This is a genomic window from Haloarcula salina, assembly GCF_049603855.1.
GTDB classification, from domain to species: domain Archaea; phylum Halobacteriota; class Halobacteria; order Halobacteriales; family Haloarculaceae; genus Haloarcula; species Haloarcula salina_A.
Genome location: NZ_CP187146.1, coordinates 1,780,264 through 1,804,977, shown reverse-complemented (window position 1 = coordinate 1,804,977; position 24,714 = coordinate 1,780,264). Strand labels below are relative to the sequence as shown.

The window sequence follows — 24,714 nt, the reverse complement described above, 5'->3', positions numbered from 1 at the left end:
ACCGCTGGTTTTTCAGGGGGCAGGAACGCCCCCACTCTTTTTATACGCCCTCCAACTTACGGCCACGCATGGCAGCTTCGAACCCTCGAATCGTCACACTGCTCGCGCTGCTCGGGCTGGCCCCGGTCGCGTACTACATGCAGGGCACCGGACGGACCATCGTCGCGCTGTCGCTCGTCAGCGTCGTCATCATCGCCGCGAGCCTGTTCCTGATGACCAGCTCGTCGGAGTCGACGGCGGCCTGAGATGGGCCCGGGGACGGCGGGACTGAGCACTGGCGACGCGGCTGGAGTGGCCGCGTTCTTCGGCCTCGGCCTCGTCGGGAGCGTCCACTGTCTCGGCATGTGCGGCCCGCTGGTCACCACGTACGCCGACCGACTCGGGGACGACGGCCCGGTGTCCGGCCGTGAGATCCGCCAGCACGCGCTGTTCAACGCCGGCCGGACGCTCAGTTACGCCCTCGTCGGCGCTGTGCTGGGTGCGGTCGGCGGCGTCCTCTACGACGCGGCCGGCGTCGCTCGCCTCGGCACCGCCGTCCGGGGGGTCGTCGGCGTCGCCGTCGGCCTGTTCATCATCGCCGTGGGCCTGGGCTACCTCTCGCGCGGGAGCGCGGTCGACGTGGCCGCGTCGCTCCCGCTGGTCGGCGGCCTGTTCCGGCGCATCTCCGCGGCCCTCGTGGCCCGCGTCGACCGCTGGGTCGAAGGCCCGGGAATGATCGCGCTGGGCGCGATGCACGGCCTGCTCCCCTGTCCGCTGTTGTACCCGGCGTTCCTGTACGCGTTCGCCACCGGCTCGGCCCTGACCGGCGGGCTCTCGCTTGCCGCGCTCGGCCTCGGGACGTTCCCGCTGGTGTTCGCCTACGGGACGGCCTTCGGGTCGCTGTCGCCGTCCCGGCGCGCGGCGCTGCACCGCGTCCTCGGGGCCGTCTTCGTCGTCCTCGCGCTCGTCCCGCTCTCGAACGGCCTCGCAGCGTTCGGTATCGCCGTCCCGAAACCACCGCTCCCGATGCCATGGCTGTGACTCACTGCACGCTCTGTGACCTGCCGGCCGACGCGCCCGTCACCGACGACGCCGTCGACGGGACGTTCTGCTGTCGGGGCTGTCTGGAAGTCGCGCGAACGCTCGACGACCCCGCGAGACAGACCCGCGAGGACGCCGACACCGGCGCGGACCCCGACGAGGTCGACGGCGAGACGGCCTTCGTCTCCGTCGAGGGCATGCACTGTGCGACCTGTGAGACGTTCCTCGAAGCCCGCGCCACGGACCACGAGGGCGTCGCGGCGGCCGCCGCCAGCTACCCGACCGGGACGATGCGGCTCACCTACGACGACGCGGTGCTCGATGAAGCGGCCCTCCCCGACGTGGTGGCCGGCACCGGCTACGACGCCAGCCTGCAGTCCGCGGAGCGCGACGACGAGTACGAACTGGAGGGGCGACTCATCGTCGGCGGCTTCTTCGGCATGATGACGATGCTGTGGTACGTCCTGTTCCTGTATCCCGCCTACCTCGGCGTCGACCCGTCGCTGCTCTTGCTCGACCCGAGCGGGACCGCCGGCGCGTACCTGCTGTGGAACATGGCGGTGATGACCGGCGTCGTCGTCGGCTACACCGGGTGGCCGCTGCTGCGCGGGGCCTACGTCAGCCTGCGGGCCGGCCGGCCGAACATGGACCTCCTCGTGGCGATGGCCGCCTCGACAGCCTTCCTCTACAGCGTCGTCGCCGTCGTCCTCGGCCACACCGAGGTGTACTTCGACGTGGCGACGGTCATCGTGATGGCCGTCTCCGTCGGCGACTACTACCAGGACCGTGTCCGCCGGGCCGCGCTGGACCGCCTCACCGAGTTCACGACCCAGCGGGCCGACGGCGCACGGCGGCGCACCGCAGACGGCCACGAGGAAGTCGCGGTCGGTGACCTCGACCCGGGCGACGAAGTCATCGTCCGCTCCGGCGACCGAATCCCGGTCGACGGTACCGTCGTCGAAGGAACCGCTGCCGTCGACGAATCCCTCGTCACCGGCGAGTCCCTGGCCGTCCGCAAGACCGCGGGCGACGAGGTCGTCGGCGGGTCGCTGGCCACGCAGGGCGGAGTCGTCGTCCGCGTCGGCCCCGACGCCGAGAGCACGGTCGACCGCCTGACGAACCTGCTGTGGGAGGTCCAGAGCAGTCGCGGCGGCGTCCAGCGCCTCGTCGACCGCATCGCCGCCGTCTTCGTCCCGCTGGTGGTTCTCCTGGCCGTCCTCGCCACCGGCGCGCACCTGGTCGCCGGCGCGACCCCGACGGACGCGATGCTGACCGGGCTGGCCGTCCTCGTCGTCTCCTGTCCGTGCGCGCTGGGGCTGGCGACGCCGCTTGCGACCGCCGCGGGCATCCGCCGGGCGCTCGACGCCGGCACCGTCGTCACCGGCGACTCGGTGTTCGAGACCGCGACCGACGTCGACGTGGTGGCCTTCGACAAGACGGGGACGCTGACGACCGGCGAGATGGAACTGCTGGAGCGCGCCGACGAGGACGCGATGGCCCGCGCGGCCGCCGTCGAGCAGTTCGCCGACCACCCCGTCGCAGCGGCGGTGACCGAGGCGACGGCCGTCCCCGACGCCGACGTGGCCGACTTCGAGCAGCACCCGGGTCGGGGCGTCAGCGCGACCGTCGACGGCGTGCGCGTCGTCGTCGGCACGCCCGACCTGTTCGATTCCCTCGGGCTCGCGGTCCCCGACCCACTGCGGGAGCGCTGCGAGCGGGCCGCGGACAACGCTCGGGTCCCGGCGCTCGTCGGCTGGGACGGCGCGGCGCGCGACGCGTTCGTCGCCGGCGACCGCCACCGCGAGGGCTGGGAGGGCGTCGTCTCGACGCTCGCCCGCGACCGAGCTGTCGTCGTCATCACCGGCGACCGCCCCGAGGCGGCGACCCCGTTCGAGCGCCACGAGGGCGTCGACGAGGTGTTCGCCGGCGTTCCGCCCGAGGCGAAGGCGGAGGTCGTCGAGCGCCTCCGTTCTCGCGGGACCGTCGCGATGGTCGGCGACGGGAGCAACGACGCGCCGGCGCTGGCGACCGCTGACCTCGGCATCGCGATGGCCTCCGGCACGTCGCTGGCCGCCGACGCGGCCGACGCCGTCGTGACCAGCGACGACCTCCGGGCCGTCCCGGACGTGTTCGCGGTGACCGCCGCGACGCGCTCGCGGGTGCGCCAGAATCTCGCGTGGGCGTTCTGCTACAACGCCGTGGCGCTCCCCCTCGCACTGCTCGGTCTGCTGAATCCGCTGTTCGCGGCGCTCGCGATGACCGCGAGCAGCCTGCTCGTCGTCGGCAACTCCACGCGGACGCTCGCCGGCGATTCGGCGCTGGCACGTGGGGACGGGAGCGACGCCGACCCGACCGCACCCCGAAATCAGCCCGCAGCGGCCGACTGAGAGCCGCTGGCCCCCGAACGAAGATTGTTGTGTGATACCACGTCTGAAACAGATTTAAGATATCACCGGTACAGGGATTATACACGTCGAATCCCCGACGTGATGACTCCATGACCGATACGATTCCCGTACCCGCGCCGACCTCGTTCGCCCGCTGGCTCTACAGCGGGCGGTCGGCCATCGAGCGCGCCACCGCCGGTGCGCTGGGTGCTGTGGCCCTTCTCACGGGGCGGGACGCGGCCGTGGACGCACGTCGGACGATGCCGCCGTTCGCTGCACGGTAGGCCCGTTCGCCGCCGTGGGACCGGCGTCCCACTCACGGACGCCGCACTGCGGCGGCGCGTCGTCTCTCTGCTCCGACAGCGACCATCGGCGGCCGCACTCGCCGTCACGCCTCTCGACCGCCACGCGTGACGCTGTCGCTCCGAGCATCCGTTCCCCCAGTCGCATCGTCGCCCAGTGAAGGGTTCCTCCGCGGAATCCGGTGCCGGCCCGTCCCCGGGCCGGAAGCACGCCTCTCCCGTCACCGACGCGCGGTCCCCCTCCGCTGCCGTGTGGTTCCCATCCACCGCCGCGCAGTCTCCGCCCACCGACGCGACTCCTTCGGCGAGTGCCCGACCGACGGACGCCGGTCCGTCCACCGGGCCCGGTTCGACTCCGGCCGTCGGCGTTATGTCGCTCCAGGCGACTCCCCCGACCGAGGTATCGGCCGACGTATCACTGCGCGTCCCGCGTGGCGGGTCCGAGACCCTCGAAGCGGGCGTCGCCGAGGTGCTCGCAGCCGTCGACGGCGTCGACGCGGTGACCGTCGACCGGGTGACGAGCGTCCGCCCGACGTGGACCGACATCCGCGTCGACGCCGACGTGTCCCTGTCGCTCCGCGTCGCCGAGGACTCCGACCGGGTCGACGCGAGCACCGCGCTCCTCCAGCAGGGGTTCGGCGTCATGGCGGTCAACCGCGTCGAACTCGACCGCGAGGCGTGACCGACTCGACCGCGTTCCCCAGCCCACGTTCCGCTTCGGCGTCCCGATAGCCGCAGGTGGCTTCGGGCTCCGCCCGGGACGGGTTCGACTCCCGACGGGACGACGATCATGATGGAACACGTCTACCTCGCCGCCGTCCTCGACCGACGGCGACGCGACTCGAACAGCCGAGCACAGTCTCGCCGCAGACGGCGGCTGTAACACCGCTTTGGGCGGTCGAAGAAACGCAATTCTATTCGTCCGTCCAGAGCGCGTCCGAGAGCGTCCGCTGGACCGCCTGCTCGCCGACGGCCGTCGCGAGCGTTTCGAACCCGCTGCGCTCGACGGGATCGCCGGCGTTGGCGACGAGGCGAGAGACGATGAACTCCGGCGTCGACTTCCCGACCGTCCCGAACCGCGGCTGGTAGTCCACCTGCAGGTCGAGGTCCTGGCTCAGCCCCTCGGCGAAGATGCCGTCGGTCCGAGCTTCCTCGGGCAGCGGTTCGAGGTCGTCCGCGAGGTGGGTGACGAACACGCCCAGCGCGTCGCGGTCGACGGTCAGCGTCACGAGGCCGTGCAGCAGGTCGGCGGCGGAACCGGGTTCGGTGATGGCCTCGAACTCGTCGACGAGCATCAGCGTCCGGTCGCTCCCGGTCAGCGGTGGGACGACCGACCGGAGCGTCGATTCGAGGACGCCGGCGTTGAACGAGGCGTGGCGGCGGTGGAACACGACGGTGTCGACGAGTCCGACCTCCGCGGCCTCGGCCGGTACGGGCAGCCCCATCTGCGCGAGCAACTGGACCTGACACAGCGTCTCAAGCAGGGTCGTCTTCCCGCCGGAGTTCGCGCCGGTGAGCACGGCCACCCGGTCGCCGCTGGGCGGTCGGTTCGCCCGGTCGAGGTCGAGCGAGTGGTCGCCGACGGCGTAGGTGACCGGCTGGACGCTGTCCACGTCCGAGAGCGCGAGGTTCCGCGCCCGCTTGACCGCGATGGTCTTGCGGCCCTCGACGAACGTCGGCCGCGTCAGGTCGAAGGCGATGGCGAAGCGCGCCAGCGACACCGAGAGCGCGAGGTCGTCGACCGCCGCGACGGCGGCGTCGATGTCGTCGCGCGCGTCAGCGAGGTCGTCTTCGAGCCGGTCCGCGACGGCCTGCTCGCGTTCCTGTGCGTCCGTTCGAAGCGAGCTTCTGAGATCCCGCAGCGCTGCGTCGACGAAGTCCCGCGCGTCCGTCGCCTCGCGCGGCATGGCGTCGCGGACCCGCGCGGCGTCGATACCCGTCTCGTCGGTGACGTGACGCACGAGCGCGTCCTGGAACTCAGCGGGTCGCCGCGCGCCCTCCTGGACGGCCTCGACGACCGCCATCGAGGCGGCGGCGAGGTCCTCGACCTGCCCCAGCTGGTCGCGGAGGCGGTCGAGTTCCTCGTCGGCTCCCTCGCCGACCGAGTCGCCGTCGCCGGCCAATCCGGCGAGGGCGGCCCTGGCTGCCGAAAGCGCGTCCTCGTCGAGTGCAGCGACGGGCTCGAAGACACCGCGCTCGACGCCCGTCCGCTGGAGCGCCAGCGCCGCTTTCACCGCGGCCAGTTCGCCGCCGCTCGCGTCGTAGCCGTCGAAGGCGTCGAGGACGGCACGCTGGTCCGAATCCGACAGGTCGGCCCACGTGTCGCGGGCCGCGAGCACGTCGTCGAGTCGCTCCGCCATCGCCTCGCGGGTGGGAAGCGGCGTCAGCACGCGGACCTTGTCGGCCGCGTCAGCCGTGACGGCGTACTCCTCGGCGAGGTCCAGCAGTTCCTTGTACACGTCGCGGGTGTCGCGGGTGGCGAGCAGGTCCATCGACTCGGCCCCCGTCGCCCGCCGGAGGATGCGCGTCGCCCGGCCCCGAGAGAGTCCCGCCTCGGTCAGCGCTCGCGTGTCCGCCGACTCGATGGCCTCGATGGCCCGCTCGACGCCCAGTTCCTCGGTGAGCAGTTCGGACGTCTTCGGGCCGATTCCCCAGTACTCCTCCAGTCGCATGGGCGTGTGGACGACGGGGCCCCGCTTAGGCGTTTTCAGTCGCGCTCCTCGTCGTCGAGCCCGAATCGCTCGTGTATCGGGCCCGGGTCGCCGCGGGCCTGGCGGTCCGCCCGCCGGGTGGCGCGGCGCGCGACGAGCGCCCCGAGCGCGGCCGGGACGGCGAGCAGGAGCGACACGAGCGCCGTCTGCTCGGAGACGACCGACGGGCCGTCGGCGAGCAAGACCTCGTACCCGACCGCGAAGACGACGAGACCGACGCCGGCGACGACGAGGTAGAGCCCGCGTGCGAGCGCCTCGCTGGGGTTGCGGAGCCGCGAGAGGTACGCCGCCGGTCCGAGCCAGCCGGCGAGCAGGACTCCCGTAGCGACGGGCAGCGAGAGGCCACCGACGAGGATGACGACGGCGTACAGCACCAGCGGCGCGACGGCGATCCCGAGCGACAGGCCCGCGAGCGCGACGGCCCATCTCGGTGCACCGCGATCCACGTTCGGGAGCGCCCCCCCGGCCCGCTCGTCCAGCAGTGCGACCTGCTCCTCGGTGAGCAGTGACTCCTCGCAGTGGGGACAGCGCAGCGCCGTCGCCGAAAGCGCCGCCCCGCACGCCGGACAGTCAGGGTCCGATCCCTCTCGCCAGTCTGCCATTGCCCCCCGTTCGACGCCCAGCGGCTTGAGTTGCCCGCCGTCGGCCGCGGAGTCCGTCACCCGTTCCCGGCCCACCACGAAGTTTTTACGCGAAGGCGGTCCCATCATCCGGTGGACATGAAGGACGTCCTCTCCCGCATCGGTATCGGCTCCGCGACGGTCGATACCGTCCTGCCCTCCAGCACAGTTCGCGCCGGCGAATCGGTCGACGCCGAGGTCCGCGTCGAGGGCGGCTCGACAGACCAGGAGATCGACGCCATCTACTTCGCCATCGAGACGGAGTACAAGACCGACGAGGGGTTCAAAGACGCCATCGTCGAGCAGTGGCAGCTGACCGAGCCGTTCACCATCGAGGCCGGCGAACAGCGCCGCTTCGAGACGACCATCGACGTTCCCCGGCGGACGCCGGTGACGACGCGCTCGACGGCCGTCGAAATCGAGACCGGGCTGGACATCTCGATGGCCGTCGACCCCGAGGACGAGGACCACGTCGAGGTCGAACCGACGCCCCGGACCCAGGCCGTCTTCGACGCGCTGTCAGACCTCGGCTTTTCCCTTCACTCGTCGTCCTGTCAGGCGACGCGGGGAAGTCTCTTCGGCACCTCTGCGAGCTTCGTCCAGGAGTTCGAGTTTCGCCCGCAGGGCGGCGAGTTCGCAGGCGACGTGGACGAGGTCGAGGTCGTCCCGGTCTTCGAAGACGACCGGCTGACAGTCTACGTCGAGGTCGACCGTCGCGGCGGCCTGCTCTCGGAGATGACCGACACGGACGAGCGCCACACGAAGCTCACGGTCGAGGCGGCAGACGCAGAGGCGGTCCAGCCGCGACTCGCGAGCGCCATCCGCGACCTGAGCTGAGCCGGTCGGTCGGGGCCGCGCCGGCCGTCCGCCGAGCGCCGTCGCTCAGCCCCAGAACGACTGCGTCCGCGCGTACTCCCGCTCCTGCCGGAGGATGTCCCGGTAGAACTCGTCTTCGTCCTCCCGCAGGCGATTGATTATCCGGGCGGCGTTGTGCGGGCCGACGCCGCGGGCGGCGAGGGCGACCACCGCCCGCTTCCCGTGGCTCTGGACGAGCGAGCCGGCCCGGTAGGCCCGCTCGGTCATCTTCTCTTGCTCCGCGTCTTTCTCGTCTGCCCGGACCGCCGAGACGACCTCCTCCGCCCAGGGATTGAGCGCAGCGACGCGCGTCGACCCGCACCGCGGACAGGTCGGCTGGTCGCGGACGCGTTTGACCTGCTGTTTCCGGTCCCAGTCCTTGCAGTGCAGGCACAGGAGGATGACGCGGTCGCTCTGGATGCGCTCGCGCACGGTCTGGATGACGCTGGCGTCGGCGTTCTCCGGCGAGAGCAGTTCTCGGCCAGACGAACTGCCGCCGGTCCCGATGGCCGTGTGCTCGCCGACGGTTTCGAGGGCCACCTCGCCGGTCTGTACGTCCCGTAGCAGGTCGGCCGTCGCCTCGATGGCGAGGTCCTCGTGGCGGACCTCCCGGAGCGCCTCGTCGTACATCGGCGTGTCCTCCAGCGCGGCCAGCAGGCGGTCGCGGCCGAAGTCGGTCGAGCCCCGGCCGCGCCAGCGCTTGAGCGACCCGAACTTCGTGGCGACCTGCGCGAGCTTGAACTTCAGCGCGTCGGCGTTCTTGAGGCTCAGTTCGACCAGCGCGGGCAGGTGGTCGGGGTCGGTCTCCTCGATGACCTCGATGACGTCGCCGGCGGTGATCCGCCGCGGGACTTCGAGCGTGATCCGGTAGGGGTCGACGTCCATCGCCACGGACGAGCCGGCGCGCTGGCCGAGCAGCGCCGACAGCACCCGGCCGAGCGTCTCGTTGATCTTGTGGCCGAAACAGGCGTTGACGATGACCTCGCGCCCGTGAAACTCCACGACGACGGTCGCATCGTCGGGGATCGGTCCCTCGTGCTTCTCGACCTGCGAGAGGCCGTCGGCGACGGTGTCCGGGCCCGCGTCGTAGCGGGTCGACACGTCGCCAGCGACCGCGTCCACGTCTGCGCCGGCCCGTAACTGCCGTCCGGCGACGCGGCGGAGTTCGCCGACCTCGGCCGCGACGGCCCGCGGGACGGGAATCTCCTGACCGACCCACGACGGGACCTCGCCGGCGGGGTCCTCGATCGGCGAGACGGTCACGACCTCCTCCTCCTCGTCGATGTTGGTGATGCGCCACATCTCGCCGCGCTGGACGAACACCTCGCCGGGGGTCGCGAAGTTGACGACGAACTTCTCGTCTAAGGTCCCGACCTGCTGGCCGGAGGCCACGTCCTCCACGTCGTAGGTGGCCTCGTCGGGGATCATCGAGAGGTTCTGATAGAAGTACTGCCAGGTCCCGCGACGCTTCTCCAGGGTGTCCTTCTCTTCGTCCAGCCAGACGACGTTGTTGGCCGCCAGTTCCTCGACGACTCCCTTGAACTGCTCCTCGCCGATGTCGCGGAACGGGTAGGCCCGCGTGAGGATCTCGTAGGCTCGCATCGCGCGTATCTCGCCGGTGTCCATCACCAGCCCGGCGATCTGGTTTGCGACGGTGTCGAGGCTCCCGTCGTGGATTTCCGCAGGCTCCACGTCGCCGTTTCGCGCCTGCCTGGCGATGGCCAGCGCTTCCAGCGTGTCGTCGGCGTCGGTGGTGACCACCGTGCCCGAGGAGACCTGGTCGCGGCGGTGGCCGGCGCGGCCGACCCGCTGGACGAGCCGCGAGACCTGCCGCGGGCTGCCGTACTGGACGACGTGGTCCACGTGGCCAACGTCGATGCCCAGTTCCATCGAGGACGTACACAGCAGCGCGTCGAGGTCGCCGGCCTTGAAGCGGTCCTCCACGTCGATGCGGGCCTCCTTCGAGAGCGAGCCGTGGTGGACGCCCAGGTCAGTCCCGAGCTCTTTGAACCGGGAGCCGAGCGCCTCGGCGGTCTGGCGCGTGTTGACGAACAGCAGGACCGACTCGTGGTCGTCGATGAGATCGGCGATGTACCTGACGTGGCTCGCGGTGCCGGCGTCGGTGACGAGTGCGCTCGACAGTTCCTCGTCGCGGTCGGTGATCTGGGGCCGGACGACCTCGATGTCGAGGCGGCTGCCGATGTCGACCTCGACGATTTCGCAGCCGCGGCCGGCGGTGAGAAAGCGGCCGACTTCGTCGGGATCGCCGACGGTCGCCGAGAGGCCGATGCGCTGGAAGGATCCCGACAGTTCACGGAGCCGTTCGAGGCCGATCGTCAGCTGTGCGCCGCGCTTCGCGGCGGCGAGTTCGTGGACCTCGTCGACGACGATGTGGGCCACGTCTTCGAGCGCCCGGCGGAGCTTCGATCCGGTGAGCATCGCCTGCAGTGTCTCCGGCGTCGTCACGAGCACGTCCGGCGGGTCGTCGGCCTGCTTCTGGCGCTGGTAGTCGGTGGTGTCGCCGTGGCGAACGTCCACGTCGAGGCCCAGCGTCTCGCCCCACCAGTCGAGGCGCTGGCGCATGTCGCGGTTCAGCGCCCGCAGCGGCGTGATGTACAGCGCGCCGATACCGAACCGGTCGTCGGCCTCGGCGAGCGCGTCGAAGACGGGTAACATCGCCGTCTCGGTCTTGCCCGTTCCGGTCGGCGCGACCACGAGGGCATCTCGGCCGGCCGCGAGCGTCGGGATGGCCGCTCGCTGTGGCTCGGTCGGCGTCGAGAACCCCCGTTCGGAGAGCGCGCTCCTGACCTGCGGCCCGAGTGCCGTGAAGGCGTCCTCGCCGCGAGCGACCCCGTCAGTCATCGGCACTCCCTAGCGGCTACGTCTGGTTAAACACGTTGTCCGCGGTCGGCGCGGGTACAGCCTTATGCCCCTCCCAATACGAGTGTTGTGCATGACTATCGATGCTCGTTCCCCGGCAGGTGATCGCCGGTGAACACGCTCGACGAGATTGAGCGGGCCGTCAAAGACACGGCACACTACGTCAGCGGCAATCTCGCGAACCACGCCGACCGCTCCGCCGGCGAAAACCCCAGCGGGGAGGAACAGGTCGGCGGCGACGTGTGGGCGGACGACCTGTTCTTCGACGCGCTCGCCCACATCGACGGCGTCGGCGCGTACGCGAGCGAGGAGCGGGCGGACGTGACCGACTGCGGCGAGGGGTACAGCGTCGCCATCGACCCGCTCGACGGCTCCGCGAACCTCGCGTCGAACAACTCGGTCGGGACGATCATCGGCGTCTACGACGCCCCGCTCCCGGCGAGCGGCCGATCGATGGTCGCCTCGATAATGGTGCTGTACGGGCCGTACACGACGCTGACGGTCGCGCGCTCCGACCGCGACGTGGTCCAGGAGTACCTGCTTCGTGACGGCCACAGCGAGCGCTGGGGCCAGTTCCGCCTCCCCGAGGAGCCGACGGTCGTCGGCCTCGCTGGCAAGACCGGCGAGCGAAGCGACGCGGTCAACGCCGTCGCCGAGCGCTTCGAGCGGGACCTGAAGCTCCGCTACGGCGGCGCGACGGTCGCCGACCTCGCCCAGGTGCTCGAATACGGCGGCCTGTTCGGCTACCCGGCGACGACCACGTATCCGGACGGCAAACTCAGGATCCACTTCGAGGCCGCGCCGCTGGCCTACCTCGTCGAGGCCGCCGGCGGGGCGTCGAGCGACGGCGCGCAGTCGCTGCTCGACGTGGACCCCGAGGGAATCCACGACCGGACGCCGACGTTCCTCGGGAACGAGGAACTGGTCGAGGACCTCGAAGCGGCGCTTTCCGAGTGACGGACTGCGGCGCTGGCACGCTCAGACTCGCCGGTACGCGCCCAGCCGCGTCCCGTCGAGCAGAAACGCCTCCGCGTCGGTCACTCCGTCGGGGAGAAACGGCGCGAGAAAGTCCTGTCCCTCGACGTTGACCCACGTCCCCCCGGAGCGCTCGTTGAACGCCGGGAAAACGACGAGGTCGGCGTCGATTGCGAGAGCGGACTCGATTTCGCCGTCCCCGTCGAACCGCTCGGCGAACGGCTCGGCGACGAGCGAGCCCCGGAGCCACGCCCGCTCTTTGCGCGCACCGCCGACGCTGTCCTCCAGTCTGACGACCGGATGTTCGTGGCCCACGCAGACGACCTCGGCGGCGAGCACGTCCGGCGCGGGCCAGGTGTGGCCGTGGGCGAACCCGACCTCCCCGATGCGGGTCCCGTGGCCCGGCGTCACCGTCACGTCGGTAGCGAGGTCGGCCACCACGTCCGCCAGGCCGCCGTCGTGGTTCCCCTTCACGACCGTCACGGGCACGTCGAGGGCGTCGAAGAGGGCCGCCAGTTCCTCGCGCTCCGCCCGGAAGGGGTCGCCGATGGCGTGGCCGAGGTCGCCGACGACCACCAGACGGTCCGCGCGGGCGCGGTCGAGCGCAGCGAGCACTCGTTCGCGGCGGTCCTCTGCGGCCGACTGGAGTTCGACGCCCTCGTAGCGCAGGCCGGCCTCGATGCCGGCGTGGTAGTCCGCGATCGCCAGCAGGCGCTCGCCGTCGGTATCGACCGTCGCGGCGGGAACGCCGGGCAGCGGTTCGACGCGCATCTGCGCTCGGTTGGGGCGCGGGAGAGAAAAGGAACGCGCCTCGACCGGCGAAACGTCCGCACCGTCAGACGTCAGTCGTCTCAGATGGGGGTGAGCTTACCGTCTTCGGGCTCGTAGCAGCGTCCGCCCATCAGCGCGTCCTGGATGGCGTCCTCGACGGCGTCGGCGTCCGCGCCGTAGCGGCTCGCGACCGTCGAGCGGAGTTCCTCGCGGTCGGCCCCGCTGCCGTCGTCGAGTTCCTGCATGACCTCCATGACCGCGTCTTCGAGGTCCACGTCTTCGGCGGCTGCGTCGTCGGCCGCGGAGTCGCCGGCGGTGGTCTCGTCGGCACCGGCGTCGGTCGCGGTTTCGGGGGTCTCGGCGGGCGCGTCGCTGGTCGCCGCGTCGGTGCCTGGTTCGGGCGATTCGTCGCCGGCCGGCGCGCCCGGCGAGTCCGGTGCGGGCTCGGCATCGGCGGCGTCAGCGGGCGCGCCCTCCTCGGCGGCGTCGGCGAGGTCGTCGGGATCCGGCGTCTCGATGTCGGCCTCGCCGGGGTCGTCGACTTCGGTCCCGCTCTGGAAGTCGGTGCCGTACTCCTGTTCGATCTCCTCGCGCTCGTCCTCGTCCAGTTCGAACTCGGTGTCGAAGTCGCCGATGTCGTCGTCGTCGGATTCGGACGACGGTTTGGGCACGTCCTCAGTGGTCGCGTCGGCGTCGGTCGCCGGCTCGCTCGACACCGGCGATTCGTCCCCGGGCTCGCTCGGTGCGGGCGTCGAGGGAACGTCCTCGCCCGCAGAATCACCGGCGGTGGTCTCGTCGGCACCGGCGTCGGTCGCGGTCTCGGGAGTCTCGGTCGGGGCGTCGCTCGTGGCCGCATCGGCGCTCGGTTCGGGGGACTCGTCGCCGGCCGGCGCGCCCGGCGATTCGGGGGCTGGCTCGGCGTCGGCCGCGTCGGCTGGCGCACCCGTCTCCGCCGCGTCGGCCGCGCCGGCGTCCGTGGTCGGTTCGCTCTCGACTGACGCCGTCGCCCCGCTCGGCTCGTCGGCAGTCGCGTCGTCGGAGACTTCCTCAGACGCCGACTCGTCGACAGTCGCATCCGCGGCGTCGGCCGTATCGGTCGACTCGGGGGCCGTAACGGTCGCGTCGATGTCCGTCGTCGCCAGCACCGGGAGCGGGTCGTCGGTCCCGTCGCCGGGCGACAGCGACAGCGGCTCCGCCTCGTCCGTCTGGCCGGCGACGACGCGGGCGGCGTCGAGCGCCGTCTCCCGCAGGGCTTCCAGGTAGTCGCCCGTCGTGCCGTAGTGGTCGAGCGCGAGCGTGATGCCGGCGGCGGCGCTCTCGTCGACGCCCTGTTCGAGGAGGGCGTTTCTGAGGTCCTCACCGCCCAGGCCGGTCCGCTTGGCGCTGGCCATCTGGCCCACGCGGGCCGCCGTCTGCTCGGCCGCCTGGACGACCCAGCGGTCGCGCGTGTCGGCGTCGACCTCGCTGATGCTCTCCGGGCGGACCGAGGTGAACACGCGGTCGCTGTCGTCTGGCTGGAACGTCCGGGCCTTGCCCGTGACGGCGACGAACATCGGCGGCTCGGCCGCTTCGAGGACGGCCAGTTCGTCGGGCTGGTACTGGCCGGCGTAGACGACGAACGGCCCGGTCGGGTCGACCACGCGGGCGCGCAGCACGTCGTCGTTGACCTGCTCGATCTCGGTGAGGACGCCGACGAGGAACAGGCGGTTGACCCGCGCGCCGGTCGGCGTGACGACGTAGTTCGGGGCCCGCTCCTCGTCGGATTCGGAGTACGAGAAGTCGGCGTCGTCGAATTCGGCTGCGAACAGCCGGTATGCGACCTCGCGCCGGCCCGCACCGCTGTCTTCGGACTCGCTCATACCTCTGCCTCCCTGAGGAAGGTCGTCGCGCGCGTCGCCGGGTCGTCGTCGGCCTCGGCGAACGTCGAGGCGGTGAGGTTCGCACCGTACTCGTCGACCGACAGCGACCCGCGGACGACGTACTCCCGGCCGACGATGCGATCGGCGATGCGCTCTGCGACGACTTCCTTGTCCATCGCGTCGCGGGCGTGCTCGCGGGCGTCGTCGATGTCACCGCCGTAGACCGCTGCGGTCAGTTCGTCGTCCAGGACGACGGTGACGGTCGCCGTCCCGTCGTCGAGGATCGCCTTCGTCCGCAGGTCGTCCTCGCCCTCGACGGTCCCGTGAGAGCGACACTGCCCGTTCTGGATGACGCGGCCGCACTCGGGACAGCGCTCGATGAGGCCGGAGCCGTCGCGCACCTCGATGACGTTGCCGGCCAGTTCCACGTCGAACAGGCCGCCGCTGTCGACGGCCTCGCGGACCGAGAGTCGCGGGGCGTCCTCGGCCACGTCGACGGTCCGGTCGAGCGCGGTCACTGCCGAGAACTCGGAGACGTTCACCGAGGGCGCGCCGCGGAACTCGCGGACGAACGACTCCGCGATGCGGATCGACGCGCCGACCTCGATCTCGTCGTGTGGCTCCCAGTCGGTGAACGGAAGCCGCCCGGTGTCGTCGCCGAGCACGCCGCTGAGGATTGTCGTCTCGCCGTCGCGCCCGTCGATGACCTTCTGCTCGCACTCGAGGACCTGCACTTCGACGGTGATGCCGCGGTCCCCGGGTTCGAGGTCGGCCAGCGACGCCCGGCCGCCGACCTCGTAGTCGATGGCGAGCGTCTCGTCGACGACCTCTGGGCGGGTGCTGTCGCCGAGGTTCAGTTCGGGCTGCCCGTCCCACTCGCGGACGCCGGCGTTGCCGAGCCGAACGGTCTGGCCGGGTTCGAGGTCACCGGAGAAGCCGTCCCACGCGGTGTAGGAAATCTTCCCCGTCTCGTCGGCCAGTTCGCCCTCCCGGATGACGTGCTGTTCCCCGTTGTACTGGATGGACCGCCGGCCGGACGTGAGCACCACGGCGGTGACCGTCACGTTCGAGTCGCCGGTCGTAACCTCGCTGATGGCCTTGCTCGACGGCGTGCCGTCGCCGCCGCTCGAACCGCCACCGCCGTACTTCCGTCTGAGGCTCTGCTTTGCCTCGTCCATCGGGACGGAGTAGTTGACGAGGTTCTCCAGGTCGCGTTTGACCTCCTCTTTGTCGACACCGAGGTCGGAGGCGAGATCCTCGGCATGGTCTTCGAGAGACATCGACAGGAGGTTCGACGGGCCCACTCAAAAGCGTTTTCTGCGGCTGCCGCCGTCGATCGCGTCAGACCTCTCGGAAATATGGCCAGAATTCTTATTTATGATACCAGGAGATTCTATCGTATGGGCCTACTACGCACTATCGCAGTTTACTGGACCTCTAGCTCGCGATCTGCCCATCTGATCTCGTGGCCCAATCTGAATATCAAAATCGAAATTGACGCGACGAAGGTGGTGGACTGACGTGCCCGGGATCTTCGGCTCGAAACCCTCGGATGCTCACGTCGTCTGGCGGAGCGGCCGGAACAACGACGGGAAGAAGAAGTTCGACTTCGAGTATCTGGAACTGTGGGCCGCGCACTTCGGCGTCGACTTCGAGCAGTGGACACGCGTCGACCACGACCGCGGTGACGAGCCCCGCGAACAGTTCGCCTGCGTGTTCCGCTGGTCGGAGACCGGCGGGCAGGAACTGTCCGTCGGCGACGAAGAGTGGACGATGGGGACACAGCGAAAGCCCAGGACCTTCATCGAAATCGACGAGGAGGGGATGGTCCGACTGCGGGGCTGGAGCACCGAGACGACGCTCGACGTCGACGAACTCGTCTTGAAGAAGACGGTCCTGAAACTGCGGACCGCCGACGGGACCGTCAAGAAACTCGACGTGCGGAAGCTCTCGAAGCGTCCCGAACGTCCCACGTCCTGAGGCGGCCGACCGCAACCGAAAAGCGGTTTGGCGGCCGCCGACACGGACGGGTATGCACGTCGTCGTCAACGCCGCGATGAGCGCCGACGGGAAGCTCTCCTCTCGCCGCCGCGAACAGATCGAGATCTCCGGCCCGACGGACTTCGACCGCGTCGACCAGCTCCGGGCCGACAGCGACGCGGTGATGGTCGGCGTCGGCACGGTCCTGGCCGACGACCCATCGTTGACCATCGACGACCCCGACCGGCGCGCGGCGCGGACCGAGCGCGGCGAGCCGGAGAACCCCGCCCGCGTCGTCGCCGACTCGCGTGTTCGGACGCCGCCGGACGCCACCGTGCTCGACGGCCGCGCGCAGACGTACCTCCTCGTCAGCGAGGCCGCGCCGCCGGACTTCATCGAGGAGATGGAGGACGCCGGCGCGTACGTCATCGCCGCCGGCCGGGACCGCGTCGACCTGACGACGACGCTCGCGAAGCTCGAAGGCGAGGGCATCGACCGGCTCATGGTCGAGGGCGGCGGCGAACTCATCTTCGGCCTGTTCGAGGAGTCGCTGGTCGACGAGCTGTTCGTCTACGTCGGACCGAAGATCATCGGGGGCCGTGACGCGCCGACGCTGGCCGACGGCGACGGCTTCGTCGAGGACTTCCCCGAACTGGAACTGGCGGGCGTCGAACGGGTCGACGATGGTGTTGTGCTCCACTGGACCGCAGAGAACTGAGTGACAGGCCGGACGGCGCTAGCCGACGCTCAGTGGTCGTGACCGGTCAGTTCGCCGAACGTCTGCCCGAAGCGCTCCTCGAACAGTTCGCTCGTCTGGTCGTCGAGCGCGACGAGGTCCTCGTCCGGCTCGCCCTGGGCGTGGTGGACGGCGCTGTGGATCCGCTGGGCCAGGCCGAACATCGCGATGTCGCCCACGACCTGCGGATCGGTCTCGTCGGGCGATTCCCGGAGGATTTCGAGCAGCTCCGTGGGTACCGTGAGTTCGTCGCTCTCGTCGTCGGTCTCGATCGTCAGCGTGACAGTCTCGCTTGCCATGCACTGGAGTCCGTCGCCGGACCTAAAGGGTCTGTGGATACGCGCCACGGAAGAACAACTGCGTGCCCGGTCACTCCCTCGTGCTACCGCTCTCTCCGTCAGTCGTCGGCTTCGGCGGTGGGTTCGGACTCCGCCTCGGCCGCGGCCTCGGCCTGCGATTCGAGGTACTCGTCCGCGTCGATGGCGGCCTTGGTCCCCATGCCGGCGGCGGTGACGGCCTGCTGGTAGTGGAAGTCCACCACGTCGCCGGCCCCGAACAGTCCGTCGACGTCGGTGGCGGTCTGGTTGCCGCCGTCGCCGCCATGGGTCTTGATGTAGCCGGTCTCGTCGAGTTCGACGCCGGTCGACGCCAGGTACTCGGTGTTGGGCGTGTGGCCGATGGCGACGAAGACGGCCCCCACGTCGAAGTCGTAGGTCTCGGTGTCCGGGTCGTCGAGCTTGTCGGCGGGGTAGCCCTCGTCGTTCGTGGCCAGCGTGACGTGGTCGACGCCCTCCTCGGCCGAGCCGTGAATTTCCAGCAGTTCGGTGTTGCGCAGGAGTTCGATCTCGCCCTCGTCGACCTTCTTCTGGACGCGGTCGATCCAGTAGTCCTCGGCACGGAACTCCTCGCGGCGGTGGGCCAGGTAGACCGTGTCGGCGAACTTCGTGAGGAAGTGGGCCTCCTCGAAGGCGGCGTCGCCCCCGCCGACGACGAGCATGTCCTCGCCGCGGAAGAACGCGCCGTCGCAGGTGGCACACGTCGAGACGCCGTAACCCATCAGATCGTCTTCACCGGGAACGCCCAGCGTACGGGCGCTGGCTCCCGAGGCGGCGATGAACGCGTCGGCGGTGTAGACGTCGCCGTTGGCGAGTTCGACGCGGAACGGGCGCTCGCTGTCGTCGATGGACTCGACGATGCCGTGTTCGACCTCGGCCCCGAAGCGCTTGGCCTGTTCCTTCATGTTGTTGATCAGGTCCGGGCCGGAGAGGCCCTCCGGGAAACCGGGGAAGTTCTCGACTTCGCTCGTGAGCGTGAGCTGACCGCCCGGTTCGTCCCCTTCGAGGACGAGCGGTTCGTTGTTGCTTCTGGCGGCATAGATGGCGGCAGTCAGTCCCGCTGCACCCGTGCCAGCGATGATGAGTCGTCGGTGTTCGACCGGTTCTGTCATTGTCCGAGTTAGTCTATCTGTCCGTATTTAGCTTGCGTTGTCGCACGCCGAACGCGCGACAGCGACACGCTTAGGCCCTCCCCGGCGCTCCCTGGCGACATGGCCGCCGACCTCGAAGAGAAGACCGACCGCTACGAGGGACTGCTCGCGGAGGCGCTCGACGCCGCCACCGTCGCACCGCCAGCGGGGACCCCGATGCACGACGCCGCCCTGGAATGCGCCGAGATGGCCGAGTCGTACCTCGAAGACGGCCGCCACTTCAGGGACGACGACGATCTCGTCAACGCGCTCGCGTCGTTCTCGTACGGGCACGCGTGGCTGGACGCGGGGGCGCGCATTGGCCTGTTCGACGTGCCGACCGAGGGGCACCTGTTCACCGTGTGAGTCGCCCTGCCGGCCGTTCCTGTTCACGCTACGGACGCGGCTGAACACCTGCGCGGTTCAGGTCCCCCTCGCCTCCGGGTCGACTGTCTCGCTAGCTATACTGATAGTAACTGGTACGTATCCAGTACTACCGTACGATATACTGTCTCTATCTGGGAAAATCGCTTTTTATAACGTCTACGCCCTTCCGCATGTGCGCCGCCGACTTCACTGCCGTCGTGACCGAGTAGCCGTCCCGATTGGGCAGACGATACGCCTGGTCGGTGCGTCCGCCGGACACGACGACGATCGGTGGACGCGAAGGCAGATCACGGTATATAATTGAACCGATTTCTATGCTACACGCTATCACTGCTCTGTCGTGCGATTCGATGCCACTGTCGACGAAAGATTTAAATACTTTACGGACTAACTATAGGGTAAGACAGTTTCCCCAACTGGACTTAACATTTCTGCCCCCGGCAGAAGAGGACATCCACAATGAGTGAATCATCAGCACGAACCAGCACACGAGAACGAGCGGAGAACGTCACCGAAGGAGAGGCCGAACACGAATCGACGGAGGCCTGCCCGGAGTGTGGCGGCGACGTCGTCACGGACGCGGAGCACGGCGAGACGGTCTGTGAGGACTGCGGCCTCGTCGTCGAGGAAGACGAGATCGACCACGGGCCCGAGTGGCGCGCGTTCGACTCCGCCGAGAAGGACCGCAAGTCCCGCGTCGGCGCGCCGACGACGAACATGATGCACGACAAGGGCCTGTCGACCAACATCGGCTGGCAGAACAAGGACGCCTACGGGCGCTCGCTGTCGAGCGAACAGCGCCAGAAGATGCAGCGACTCCGCACGTGGAACGAGCGGTTCCGCACCCGCGACTCCAAGGAGCGCAACCTCAAGCAGGCGCTCGGCGAAATCGACCGCATGGCCAGCGCGCTGGGGCTGCCCCAGAACGTCCGCGAGACGGCCAGCGTCATCTACCGCCGCGCGCTGAAAGACGACCTGCTCCCCGGCCGCTCCATCGAGGGCGTCGCGACCTCGGCGCTGTACGCCGCCGCTCGCATGGCCGGCAACCCCCGGTCGCTCGACGAGATGTCGCGCGTCTCCCGCGTGGAGAAGATGGAGTTGACCCGGACCTACCGCTACATCGTCCGCGAACTCAGCCTCGAAGTCCAGCCGGCCGACCCGGAGAACTACCTCCCGCGGTTCGTCTCCGACCTGGGCCTCTCGGAGGAGACCCAGCGCCAGGCCCGCGACCTCATCGAGGGGGCCCGACAGGCCGGGATGCTCTCGGGCAAGTCACCGGTCGGCATCGCCGCGGCCGCCGTCTACGCCGCCGCGCTCCTGACCAACGAGAAGGTGACCCAGAGCCAGGTTAGCGACGTGGCCGACATCTCCGAGGTCACCATCCGCAACCGGTACAAGGAACTCCTCGAAGCCGAGGACATCCCGGCCTGAGCCGGGTGAAGGCAGACCGGTGGGGAGACGCGAACTTTTTTGTCCGTAGCTAATGTGTGTCAATACCATACATGGAGGAAGCGTACGTTCGGTTGCTCTGTCCAGAGTGCAAGAAGGACTGGGAGTCGACGCCGACTGAGCTGCCGCGCCACGATACGACCTATCACTGCCCGAACTGCCACGCGAGCCACCGGCTGGCGGTGTTCACCAGAACCGACCGCGACCTCCAGACGCTGAAGGGCTTGCAGTAGCTCACTCGCTGGTCGCAGAGCGGGCCCCGCAGGCCTCACAGCGGAGCAACAGCGCGCCCTGCTCGCGCTCGAGTTTCGTGTCGGGGAGGCCACACTCCGAGCAGATGACGTACTCGTCGACGTACTCGTCGACGGCCGCGGCGATCCGGTCCGCGCCGAACTCGCCGGTCAGGCGCGCCCGCCCGCTCTCGTCGATGTGGCCGCTGGTCCCGAGGTCGTTCTGCAGGAACTTCATCACGTGGTCGTCTTCGCGTCCGAGGCGCGAACACGTCGCCTGGAAGTTCTCGTAGACGGTGGCGTTCCCCTCCTGGCGCACCTCCGGGTCGGGCACTTCGAAGCGCTCGCTGGTCCCGTCGATCTCGGGCGTCTCCTCGATCGCCCGGTCGAGCATCTCGTCGTACTCCATACTAGGGTCTGGCGGTGCGCCGAACAAAAATCTTTCAGGCACGGTGCGAACACGAGTGGGCCGATTCGTCGACCACACCGCTGGTGACACCGCCGTCGTAGAACCGCCGAGTCGCGCAGTCGTCTCGACCGGCCGTCGACCCGGTTACTGCCACTCCTTGAGGTCGCAGGCCGCTGCGGTGTTGGTGGAGAGCCAGGTGTCGTCCCGGGCGATATCTGCGATGATGAGTCGACGCTGGCCGTCGACTTCGTCGACCGAACACATCACCTCGGACGCCGTTCCCGATCGCCGATCGGGATGTTCCACCTCGTAGGACACAATTGTTCATTCAGGTTGTGGTGGTATGAATGTGTCGGACTGGTTTCCTCTTTTGATACTGTGAGAGCCGATGACGGGCCTTCGCATCCGCTCTCAGTCCCTCTTTTTCCTTCGTGAAAACCAGACGGTATCGAACTGTCGTGTCGATATAACGCCGGGGACCACGTCCGTGGGGCCGTTCTGTGGTGGTCGCCGGAGGCGACCGACCGCGGTCAGGGCGCGAGCCGGTTCTTCCGGCCCTTCATCTCACGTTCGTAGTACTCGAACGTCTTCGGACACCAGTCGGCGGCCAGGTCGAGCATCTCCTCGGTCATCTCGCGGATTTCCCACTGAGCGTCGGCGGCCGCTCGCATGTCCGCGACGTGCATCAGCATCCGCGCGTTCATCGACATCACGATGTTGACCTTCGTACCGATCGGCAGGACGAACCGGGCGTCTTCGGGCGGCATCCCCAGATCGAGCAGTTCCTGGTAGGACTCGACGGCCTGCTCGATGGTGTCTTTGTAAATCTCCGTGCGGCGCTCGAACTCCTCGTCGGAGACCGACGCGCGCTTCTGGTTGCGACCGACCCAGTCCGGGTCCGTCGCCGACGGCGGCGTGACGACGAGTTCGCCTTCGCGGACGGCCTCGGGGTCCACGTCGTCGAAAGAGACGTACCGCATCGACTGCACGTCGAAGGAGACGTGGCGGTGACGCGTGATCTGGGCCATGCACGACCGGGAGACGCCCTCGACGGCGAACGTCGCCTGCGCGTGCTCGAACGGGCCGAAGTGGCCGTGCTCGAGCAGGTGGGCGATGAGGGTCTCCTTTTTCTCTTCGAGGGTGTCGCCCTCGACGGTCTCCATCGTCTCTTCGAGGGACTGACCGCCGACGAACTCGTCGCTGTAGTCGTTTCGCGCCGCTTTGCAGATGAGGTCTTCGGGGTCCGAAGTGGCTTCGAGCAGCGTGACTTCCATATCGGGTGGGTGACGCCGAGCGTGAAAAGTACTTCCAAGCCACCTGCGACGTTCGGTGTCGCCGTCAGATTCGCTGCCAGTCGGTCGGCTCGCCGGAGAGGCCGAGGACGCGGGCCTCGCGGCCGCCGCCCTCGGCGTCGCGCACGTCGATCATCCCGTCGAAGGCCTGCTTGATGACCTGGAGCGTCTGGTCGTCGTGGGCCCCGGAGTCGATGGTGAACACGCCGATGTAGCCTGCCGAGTCCAGCCGCGAGGACAGCACGTGGCAGAACTTGAACACCGTCTTCTTGTCCGTGTAGGTCAGCATCGTCGACAGGGAGATCAGCGCCAGGCGGCCGCGGTCGTTCCCGGCGTTGTGCAGGCCTTCGAGGGCCTTCGTGATGCCGATCCCGATACCGGTCAGGTCGCCCGGCGAGGAGACGTGGTGGGTGTGAGCGTTGCCGACAGCGTCCTGGTCGCCGCCGTCGCCACGGCAGTCGATGACGCCCAGTTGGGCGTCGTTCATCTCCGGCACGAGTGAGCGGAACTCCTCGACGACGTCGCCGGCCCCGTCACCGGTCGTCACGACGACCGCGCCGTCGCCGCCGTCCATTCCGTCCGCGAGGATGTCGTACGCGAGCCGTTGCTTCCCGCTCATCGCCGGGCCGGAGATCAGGATGCTGGACCCTGGTCTGACCTGGCTGAGCGCGTCGAACTCCAGTACTGAGGTGAGATCATACATTGTTGGTCGCTCAGTTGTTGTCGTCTTCGCTCAGTCCGCGAAGCGTTGCGATGAAGTCGGAGTCGTCCTCGATGCCGCCGAGCGTGTCCGAGAGCTGATCGCGCATCTCTGCGACGCGTTCTGTCAGGTCGTCGTACTGGTCGCTCTCGGCCAGCTCTGCGCTGGACTTCGTCGCCTCCAGCGTCGCCTGTTTCTCGACGAGCGCGTAGTACTCCTGCAACAGCGAGTCGTACTCCGAGCGGTCGAGCAGATTGACGACCGTCTCGTGGAGCTGTTCGCTACGGATGGGCTTCGAGAGGTACGCGTCGAAGCCCATCTCCAGAATGTCGAAATCGGGTTCGACGGCCGTGACCATCGCCACTCGACAACCGAGCTCTCGCTCTCGAATGCGCTCTAACACCTCGTCCCCGGAGAGGCCCGGCATCATCCGGTCGAGCAGTACCACGTCGACCGATTCGTCGAGCAGTTCGAGCCCCTCGTCCCCGTTCTGTGCCATACGGACCTCGTACTCCTCCTGAAGCCACAGCTTGTACGTCTCGGCGACATCCGGTTCGTCTTCGACGATAAGTACGACAGGTAGGTCCGAATTTGACATAATGGTCTCTACTATCCCCGTTTGCATATCCACGTACATAGCCCTGTGGGTGCGTGCCTGCGGCGTGTTTCAGGCCTGCCGACACCTCCGAATCAGAGCGACATCCACATTGGTGACGGGGGCGAACGGCGGGGTATGATTCGCAATCTCGCTCGCGGTCAGCAGGTGTTCACGAGCAACGCCTTCCTCGTCACCGGCGACCGGACCGTCCTCGTCGACGCGGGCAACGAGTTCGACGTGGTCTCGGTCGTCGAAGACCACGTCGACGACATCGACGCCCTCGTCGTCACCCACACCCACTACGACCACGTCGGGAACCTCGACGCCGTCGCCGACGCCTTCGACGTGCCCGTCTGGGGGTTCGACACCGAGCAGGACGGTATCGAGCGCGTCATCGGCGACGACGAGACGGTCAGGCTGGGGGACCACGACTACCGGGCGCTGCACACGCCCGGCCACAAGAACGACCACCTCTGCTTCTACTCGCCGGACGCTGGCGTCCTGTTCGCCGGCGACCTGGTGTTCGCCAACGGGAGCTTCGGCCGGACCGACCTCGAAGAAGGGGACCGCTCCCTGCTCGTCGAGAGCATCGAGCGCGTCCTCTCGGTTGCCGACGAGGACCTCGCGGAGATGCACACCGGCCACGGCCCGAGCGTGACCGACCGGCCGTACCAGGACATCGAACTCGCGTTACAGGCCGCGAAGTTCTGACTGGGCCCGCCGATTCACTCGGAGGCTATCAGCCAGCCGCGGACGTGAGGTTGAGGCCGACGATTCCGACGACTACCACGCCGATGAACGCGATACGGGTGAGGCTCGCCGGCTCGTCGAAGAGCACGATTCCGAGCGACGCGGTCCCGACGGCTCCGATCCCGGTCCAGACCGCGTAGGCCGTCCCCACTGGGAGGTCTTTGACGGCTTGGGCTAACAACGCCATACTGATACCGAGGGCGAGGACGGTGCCCAACGTGGGTATCGGCTTCGAGAGCCCGTCGGAGTATTCGAGGCCGACCGCCCACGCGATCTCGAACAGGCCCGCGAGCACCAGAACGTACCATGACATCTCGACTCCCGCGTCCGTCGTCGGC

General features: G+C 68.9%; 27 protein-coding genes. 13 read left to right on the top strand and 14 right to left on the bottom strand.

Annotation, left to right across the window (positions count from 1 at the left end):
* Nucleotides 1-68: 68 nt before the first annotated feature.
* The 5 genes from ACOZ4I_RS09200 to ACOZ4I_RS09180 all read left to right on the top strand — a co-directional run bounded on the left by ACOZ4I_RS09200 (nucleotide 69) and on the right by ACOZ4I_RS09180 (nucleotide 4,391).
* Entirely contained in the window at nucleotides 69-245 is a 177-nt protein-coding gene (locus ACOZ4I_RS09200) for a hypothetical protein (RefSeq protein WP_423998769.1), read from the top strand.
* A gap of 1 nt (nucleotide 246) precedes the next feature.
* Nucleotides 247-1,020, top strand: coding sequence for a sulfite exporter TauE/SafE family protein (locus ACOZ4I_RS09195; RefSeq protein ID WP_423998767.1), 774 nt, complete (start codon nucleotides 247-249; stop codon nucleotides 1,018-1,020).
* Nucleotides 1,017-3,407, top strand: coding sequence for a heavy metal translocating P-type ATPase (locus ACOZ4I_RS09190; RefSeq protein ID WP_424004799.1), 2,391 nt, complete (start codon nucleotides 1,017-1,019; stop codon nucleotides 3,405-3,407). Before ACOZ4I_RS09195 ends, ACOZ4I_RS09190 begins: the two co-directional genes overlap by 4 nt.
* A gap of 110 nt (nucleotides 3,408-3,517) precedes the next feature.
* Nucleotides 3,518-3,691, top strand: coding sequence for a hypothetical protein (locus ACOZ4I_RS09185; protein ID WP_423998765.1), 174 nt, complete (start codon nucleotides 3,518-3,520; stop codon nucleotides 3,689-3,691).
* A 388-nt stretch (nucleotides 3,692-4,079) separates the two neighbouring features.
* Nucleotides 4,080-4,391: a hypothetical protein gene (locus tag ACOZ4I_RS09180; RefSeq protein WP_423998763.1), complete on the top strand. Its 312-nt coding sequence runs from the start codon at nucleotides 4,080-4,082 to the stop codon at nucleotides 4,389-4,391.
* Nucleotides 4,392-4,623: 232 nt separating this feature from the next.
* Here ACOZ4I_RS09180 and ACOZ4I_RS09175 read toward each other — a convergent pair whose 3' ends face one another.
* Complete coding sequence (locus tag ACOZ4I_RS09175) at nucleotides 4,624-6,381, bottom strand: MutS-related protein (protein ID WP_423998761.1); 1,758 nt, start codon at nucleotides 6,379-6,381, stop codon at nucleotides 4,624-4,626.
* Nucleotides 6,382-6,416: 35 nt separating this feature from the next.
* On the bottom strand, nucleotides 6,417-7,082 hold the full coding sequence (locus tag ACOZ4I_RS09170; protein ID WP_423998759.1) for a zinc ribbon domain-containing protein: 666 nt from the start codon (nucleotides 7,080-7,082) through the stop codon (nucleotides 6,417-6,419).
* A 57-nt stretch (nucleotides 7,083-7,139) separates the two neighbouring features.
* On the opposite strand from ACOZ4I_RS09170, the gene ACOZ4I_RS09165 reads away from it, so the two are divergent.
* A complete protein-coding gene (locus ACOZ4I_RS09165; RefSeq protein ID WP_424004798.1) occupies nucleotides 7,140-7,877 on the top strand; it encodes a sporulation protein in 738 nt (245 codons plus the stop codon).
* A gap of 45 nt (nucleotides 7,878-7,922) precedes the next feature.
* On the opposite strand, the gene ACOZ4I_RS09160 is transcribed toward ACOZ4I_RS09165, so the two are convergent.
* On the bottom strand, nucleotides 7,923-10,757 hold the full coding sequence (locus ACOZ4I_RS09160; protein ID WP_423998757.1) for a DEAD/DEAH box helicase: 2,835 nt from the start codon (nucleotides 10,755-10,757) through the stop codon (nucleotides 7,923-7,925).
* A 129-nt stretch (nucleotides 10,758-10,886) separates the two neighbouring features.
* Between ACOZ4I_RS09160 and ACOZ4I_RS09155 the strand changes: the two genes are divergently transcribed.
* Entirely contained in the window at nucleotides 10,887-11,732 is an 846-nt protein-coding gene (locus tag ACOZ4I_RS09155) for a class 1 fructose-bisphosphatase (protein WP_423998755.1), read from the top strand.
* A 21-nt stretch (nucleotides 11,733-11,753) separates the two neighbouring features.
* Here ACOZ4I_RS09155 and ACOZ4I_RS09150 read toward each other — a convergent pair whose 3' ends face one another.
* The 3 genes from ACOZ4I_RS09150 to ACOZ4I_RS09140 form a co-directional block, all read right to left on the bottom strand.
* The gene (locus ACOZ4I_RS09150; protein ID WP_423998753.1) at nucleotides 11,754-12,521 is read right to left on the bottom strand and encodes a metallophosphoesterase; all 768 of its coding nucleotides are present in this window, start codon (nucleotides 12,519-12,521) and stop codon (nucleotides 11,754-11,756) included.
* Nucleotides 12,522-12,601: 80 nt separating this feature from the next.
* A complete protein-coding gene (locus tag ACOZ4I_RS09145) occupies nucleotides 12,602-14,380 on the bottom strand; it encodes a hypothetical protein (RefSeq protein ID WP_423998751.1) in 1,779 nt (592 codons plus the stop codon).
* Nucleotides 14,377-15,660, bottom strand: a complete 1,284-nt coding sequence (locus ACOZ4I_RS09140; protein ID WP_423998749.1) for a Single-stranded DNA binding protein — start codon at nucleotides 15,658-15,660, stop codon at nucleotides 14,377-14,379. Before ACOZ4I_RS09140 ends, ACOZ4I_RS09145 begins: the two co-directional genes overlap by 4 nt.
* A gap of 241 nt (nucleotides 15,661-15,901) precedes the next feature.
* Here ACOZ4I_RS09140 and ACOZ4I_RS09135 point away from each other — a divergent pair, with 241 nt between their 5' ends.
* Together ACOZ4I_RS09135 and ACOZ4I_RS09130 are read left to right on the top strand one after the other, a co-directional pair.
* Nucleotides 15,902-16,360 (top strand): hypothetical protein, encoded by a 459-nt coding sequence (locus tag ACOZ4I_RS09135; RefSeq protein WP_423998747.1) that lies wholly within the window; start codon nucleotides 15,902-15,904, stop codon nucleotides 16,358-16,360.
* Between the two features lie 52 nt (nucleotides 16,361-16,412).
* Nucleotides 16,413-17,078 (top strand): 2,5-diamino-6-(ribosylamino)-4(3H)-pyrimidinone 5'-phosphate reductase, encoded by a 666-nt coding sequence (locus ACOZ4I_RS09130; RefSeq protein ID WP_423998745.1) that lies wholly within the window; start codon nucleotides 16,413-16,415, stop codon nucleotides 17,076-17,078.
* Between the two features lie 29 nt (nucleotides 17,079-17,107).
* On the opposite strand, the gene ACOZ4I_RS09125 is transcribed toward ACOZ4I_RS09130, so the two are convergent.
* A complete protein-coding gene (locus tag ACOZ4I_RS09125; protein ID WP_423998743.1) occupies nucleotides 17,108-17,395 on the bottom strand; it encodes a DUF7545 family protein in 288 nt (95 codons plus the stop codon).
* 98 nt (nucleotides 17,396-17,493) lie between these two features.
* Nucleotides 17,494-18,543, bottom strand: coding sequence for an NAD(P)/FAD-dependent oxidoreductase (locus ACOZ4I_RS09120; protein ID WP_423998741.1), 1,050 nt, complete (start codon nucleotides 18,541-18,543; stop codon nucleotides 17,494-17,496).
* 99 nt (nucleotides 18,544-18,642) lie between these two features.
* Here ACOZ4I_RS09120 and ACOZ4I_RS09115 point away from each other — a divergent pair, with 99 nt between their 5' ends.
* The 3 genes from ACOZ4I_RS09115 to ACOZ4I_RS09105 all read left to right on the top strand — a co-directional run bounded on the left by ACOZ4I_RS09115 (nucleotide 18,643) and on the right by ACOZ4I_RS09105 (nucleotide 20,630).
* Nucleotides 18,643-18,927 (top strand): DUF357 domain-containing protein, encoded by a 285-nt coding sequence (locus tag ACOZ4I_RS09115; RefSeq protein ID WP_423998739.1) that lies wholly within the window; start codon nucleotides 18,643-18,645, stop codon nucleotides 18,925-18,927.
* 480 nt (nucleotides 18,928-19,407) lie between these two features.
* Nucleotides 19,408-20,379 carry a transcription initiation factor IIB gene (locus ACOZ4I_RS09110; RefSeq protein ID WP_423998737.1) on the top strand — a complete coding sequence of 324 codons (972 nt, stop codon included), beginning with the start codon at nucleotides 19,408-19,410 and terminating at the stop codon, nucleotides 20,377-20,379.
* 71 nt (nucleotides 20,380-20,450) lie between these two features.
* The gene (locus ACOZ4I_RS09105; protein WP_162414114.1) at nucleotides 20,451-20,630 is read left to right on the top strand and encodes a hypothetical protein; all 180 of its coding nucleotides are present in this window, start codon (nucleotides 20,451-20,453) and stop codon (nucleotides 20,628-20,630) included.
* A 1-nt stretch (nucleotide 20,631) separates the two neighbouring features.
* Here the strand turns inward: ACOZ4I_RS09105 and ACOZ4I_RS09100 are convergent, their stop codons facing one another.
* The 5 genes from ACOZ4I_RS09100 to ACOZ4I_RS09080 all read right to left on the bottom strand — a co-directional run bounded on the left by ACOZ4I_RS09100 (nucleotide 20,632) and on the right by ACOZ4I_RS09080 (nucleotide 23,626).
* A complete protein-coding gene (locus ACOZ4I_RS09100) occupies nucleotides 20,632-21,036 on the bottom strand; it encodes a translation initiation factor IF-2 subunit beta (protein WP_423998736.1) in 405 nt (134 codons plus the stop codon).
* A gap of 144 nt (nucleotides 21,037-21,180) precedes the next feature.
* Nucleotides 21,181-21,354 (bottom strand): DUF7556 family protein, encoded by a 174-nt coding sequence (locus tag ACOZ4I_RS09095; RefSeq protein WP_423998734.1) that lies wholly within the window; start codon nucleotides 21,352-21,354, stop codon nucleotides 21,181-21,183.
* A gap of 212 nt (nucleotides 21,355-21,566) precedes the next feature.
* Nucleotides 21,567-22,310: an FAD-dependent thymidylate synthase gene (thyX, locus tag ACOZ4I_RS09090; RefSeq protein ID WP_423998732.1), complete on the bottom strand. Its 744-nt coding sequence runs from the start codon at nucleotides 22,308-22,310 to the stop codon at nucleotides 21,567-21,569.
* 64 nt (nucleotides 22,311-22,374) lie between these two features.
* Nucleotides 22,375-23,031 carry an RAD55 family ATPase gene (locus ACOZ4I_RS09085; RefSeq protein WP_423998730.1) on the bottom strand — a complete coding sequence of 219 codons (657 nt, stop codon included), beginning with the start codon at nucleotides 23,029-23,031 and terminating at the stop codon, nucleotides 22,375-22,377.
* A gap of 10 nt (nucleotides 23,032-23,041) precedes the next feature.
* Nucleotides 23,042-23,626, bottom strand: a complete 585-nt coding sequence (locus tag ACOZ4I_RS09080; RefSeq protein WP_423998728.1) for a HalX domain-containing protein — start codon at nucleotides 23,624-23,626, stop codon at nucleotides 23,042-23,044.
* Nucleotides 23,627-23,761: 135 nt separating this feature from the next.
* On the opposite strand from ACOZ4I_RS09080, the gene ACOZ4I_RS09075 reads away from it, so the two are divergent.
* A complete protein-coding gene (locus ACOZ4I_RS09075) occupies nucleotides 23,762-24,337 on the top strand; it encodes an MBL fold metallo-hydrolase (protein WP_423998726.1) in 576 nt (191 codons plus the stop codon).
* Between the two features lie 28 nt (nucleotides 24,338-24,365).
* On the opposite strand, the gene sugE is transcribed toward ACOZ4I_RS09075, so the two are convergent.
* Nucleotides 24,366-24,689: a quaternary ammonium compound efflux SMR transporter SugE gene (gene sugE, locus ACOZ4I_RS09070; RefSeq protein WP_423998724.1), complete on the bottom strand. Its 324-nt coding sequence runs from the start codon at nucleotides 24,687-24,689 to the stop codon at nucleotides 24,366-24,368.
* Between the last annotated feature and the right edge of the window lie 25 nt (nucleotides 24,690-24,714).

What these genes read in the sequence shown, in the direction of transcription:
- ACOZ4I_RS09110 (WP_423998737.1), top strand. Translation starts at nt 19,408, where the DNA reads ATGAGTGAATCATCAGCACGAACCAGCACACGAGAACGAGCGGAGAAC.
- sugE (WP_423998724.1), bottom strand. Translation starts at nt 24,689, where the DNA reads ATGTCATGGTACGTTCTGGTGCTCGCGGGCCTGTTCGAGATCGCGTGG.
- ACOZ4I_RS09200 (WP_423998769.1), top strand. Translation starts at nt 69, where the DNA reads ATGGCAGCTTCGAACCCTCGAATCGTCACACTGCTCGCGCTGCTCGGG.
- ACOZ4I_RS09145 (WP_423998751.1), bottom strand. Translation starts at nt 14,380, where the DNA reads ATGAGCGAGTCCGAAGACAGCGGTGCGGGCCGGCGCGAGGTCGCATAC.
- ACOZ4I_RS09120 (WP_423998741.1), bottom strand. Translation starts at nt 18,543, where the DNA reads ATGACAGAACCGGTCGAACACCGACGACTCATCATCGCTGGCACGGGT.
- ACOZ4I_RS09075 (WP_423998726.1), top strand. Translation starts at nt 23,762, where the DNA reads ATGATTCGCAATCTCGCTCGCGGTCAGCAGGTGTTCACGAGCAACGCC.
- ACOZ4I_RS09100 (WP_423998736.1), bottom strand. Translation starts at nt 21,036, where the DNA reads ATGGAGTACGACGAGATGCTCGACCGGGCGATCGAGGAGACGCCCGAG.
- ACOZ4I_RS09085 (WP_423998730.1), bottom strand. Translation starts at nt 23,031, where the DNA reads ATGTATGATCTCACCTCAGTACTGGAGTTCGACGCGCTCAGCCAGGTC.
- ACOZ4I_RS09175 (WP_423998761.1), bottom strand. Translation starts at nt 6,381, where the DNA reads ATGCGACTGGAGGAGTACTGGGGAATCGGCCCGAAGACGTCCGAACTG.
- thyX (WP_423998732.1), bottom strand. Translation starts at nt 22,310, where the DNA reads ATGGAAGTCACGCTGCTCGAAGCCACTTCGGACCCCGAAGACCTCATC.
- ACOZ4I_RS09080 (WP_423998728.1), bottom strand. Translation starts at nt 23,626, where the DNA reads ATGTCAAATTCGGACCTACCTGTCGTACTTATCGTCGAAGACGAACCG.
- ACOZ4I_RS09180 (WP_423998763.1), top strand. Translation starts at nt 4,080, where the DNA reads ATGTCGCTCCAGGCGACTCCCCCGACCGAGGTATCGGCCGACGTATCA.
- ACOZ4I_RS09115 (WP_423998739.1), top strand. Translation starts at nt 18,643, where the DNA reads ATGGCCGCCGACCTCGAAGAGAAGACCGACCGCTACGAGGGACTGCTC.
- ACOZ4I_RS09165 (WP_424004798.1), top strand. Translation starts at nt 7,140, where the DNA reads ATGAAGGACGTCCTCTCCCGCATCGGTATCGGCTCCGCGACGGTCGAT.
- ACOZ4I_RS09160 (WP_423998757.1), bottom strand. Translation starts at nt 10,757, where the DNA reads ATGACTGACGGGGTCGCTCGCGGCGAGGACGCCTTCACGGCACTCGGG.
- ACOZ4I_RS09150 (WP_423998753.1), bottom strand. Translation starts at nt 12,521, where the DNA reads ATGCGCGTCGAACCGCTGCCCGGCGTTCCCGCCGCGACGGTCGATACC.
- ACOZ4I_RS09130 (WP_423998745.1), top strand. Translation starts at nt 16,413, where the DNA reads ATGCACGTCGTCGTCAACGCCGCGATGAGCGCCGACGGGAAGCTCTCC.
- ACOZ4I_RS09105 (WP_162414114.1), top strand. Translation starts at nt 20,451, where the DNA reads ATGGAGGAAGCGTACGTTCGGTTGCTCTGTCCAGAGTGCAAGAAGGAC.
- ACOZ4I_RS09185 (WP_423998765.1), top strand. Translation starts at nt 3,518, where the DNA reads ATGACCGATACGATTCCCGTACCCGCGCCGACCTCGTTCGCCCGCTGG.
- ACOZ4I_RS09125 (WP_423998743.1), bottom strand. Translation starts at nt 17,395, where the DNA reads ATGGCAAGCGAGACTGTCACGCTGACGATCGAGACCGACGACGAGAGC.
- ACOZ4I_RS09195 (WP_423998767.1), top strand. Translation starts at nt 247, where the DNA reads ATGGGCCCGGGGACGGCGGGACTGAGCACTGGCGACGCGGCTGGAGTG.
- ACOZ4I_RS09140 (WP_423998749.1), bottom strand. Translation starts at nt 15,660, where the DNA reads ATGTCTCTCGAAGACCATGCCGAGGATCTCGCCTCCGACCTCGGTGTC.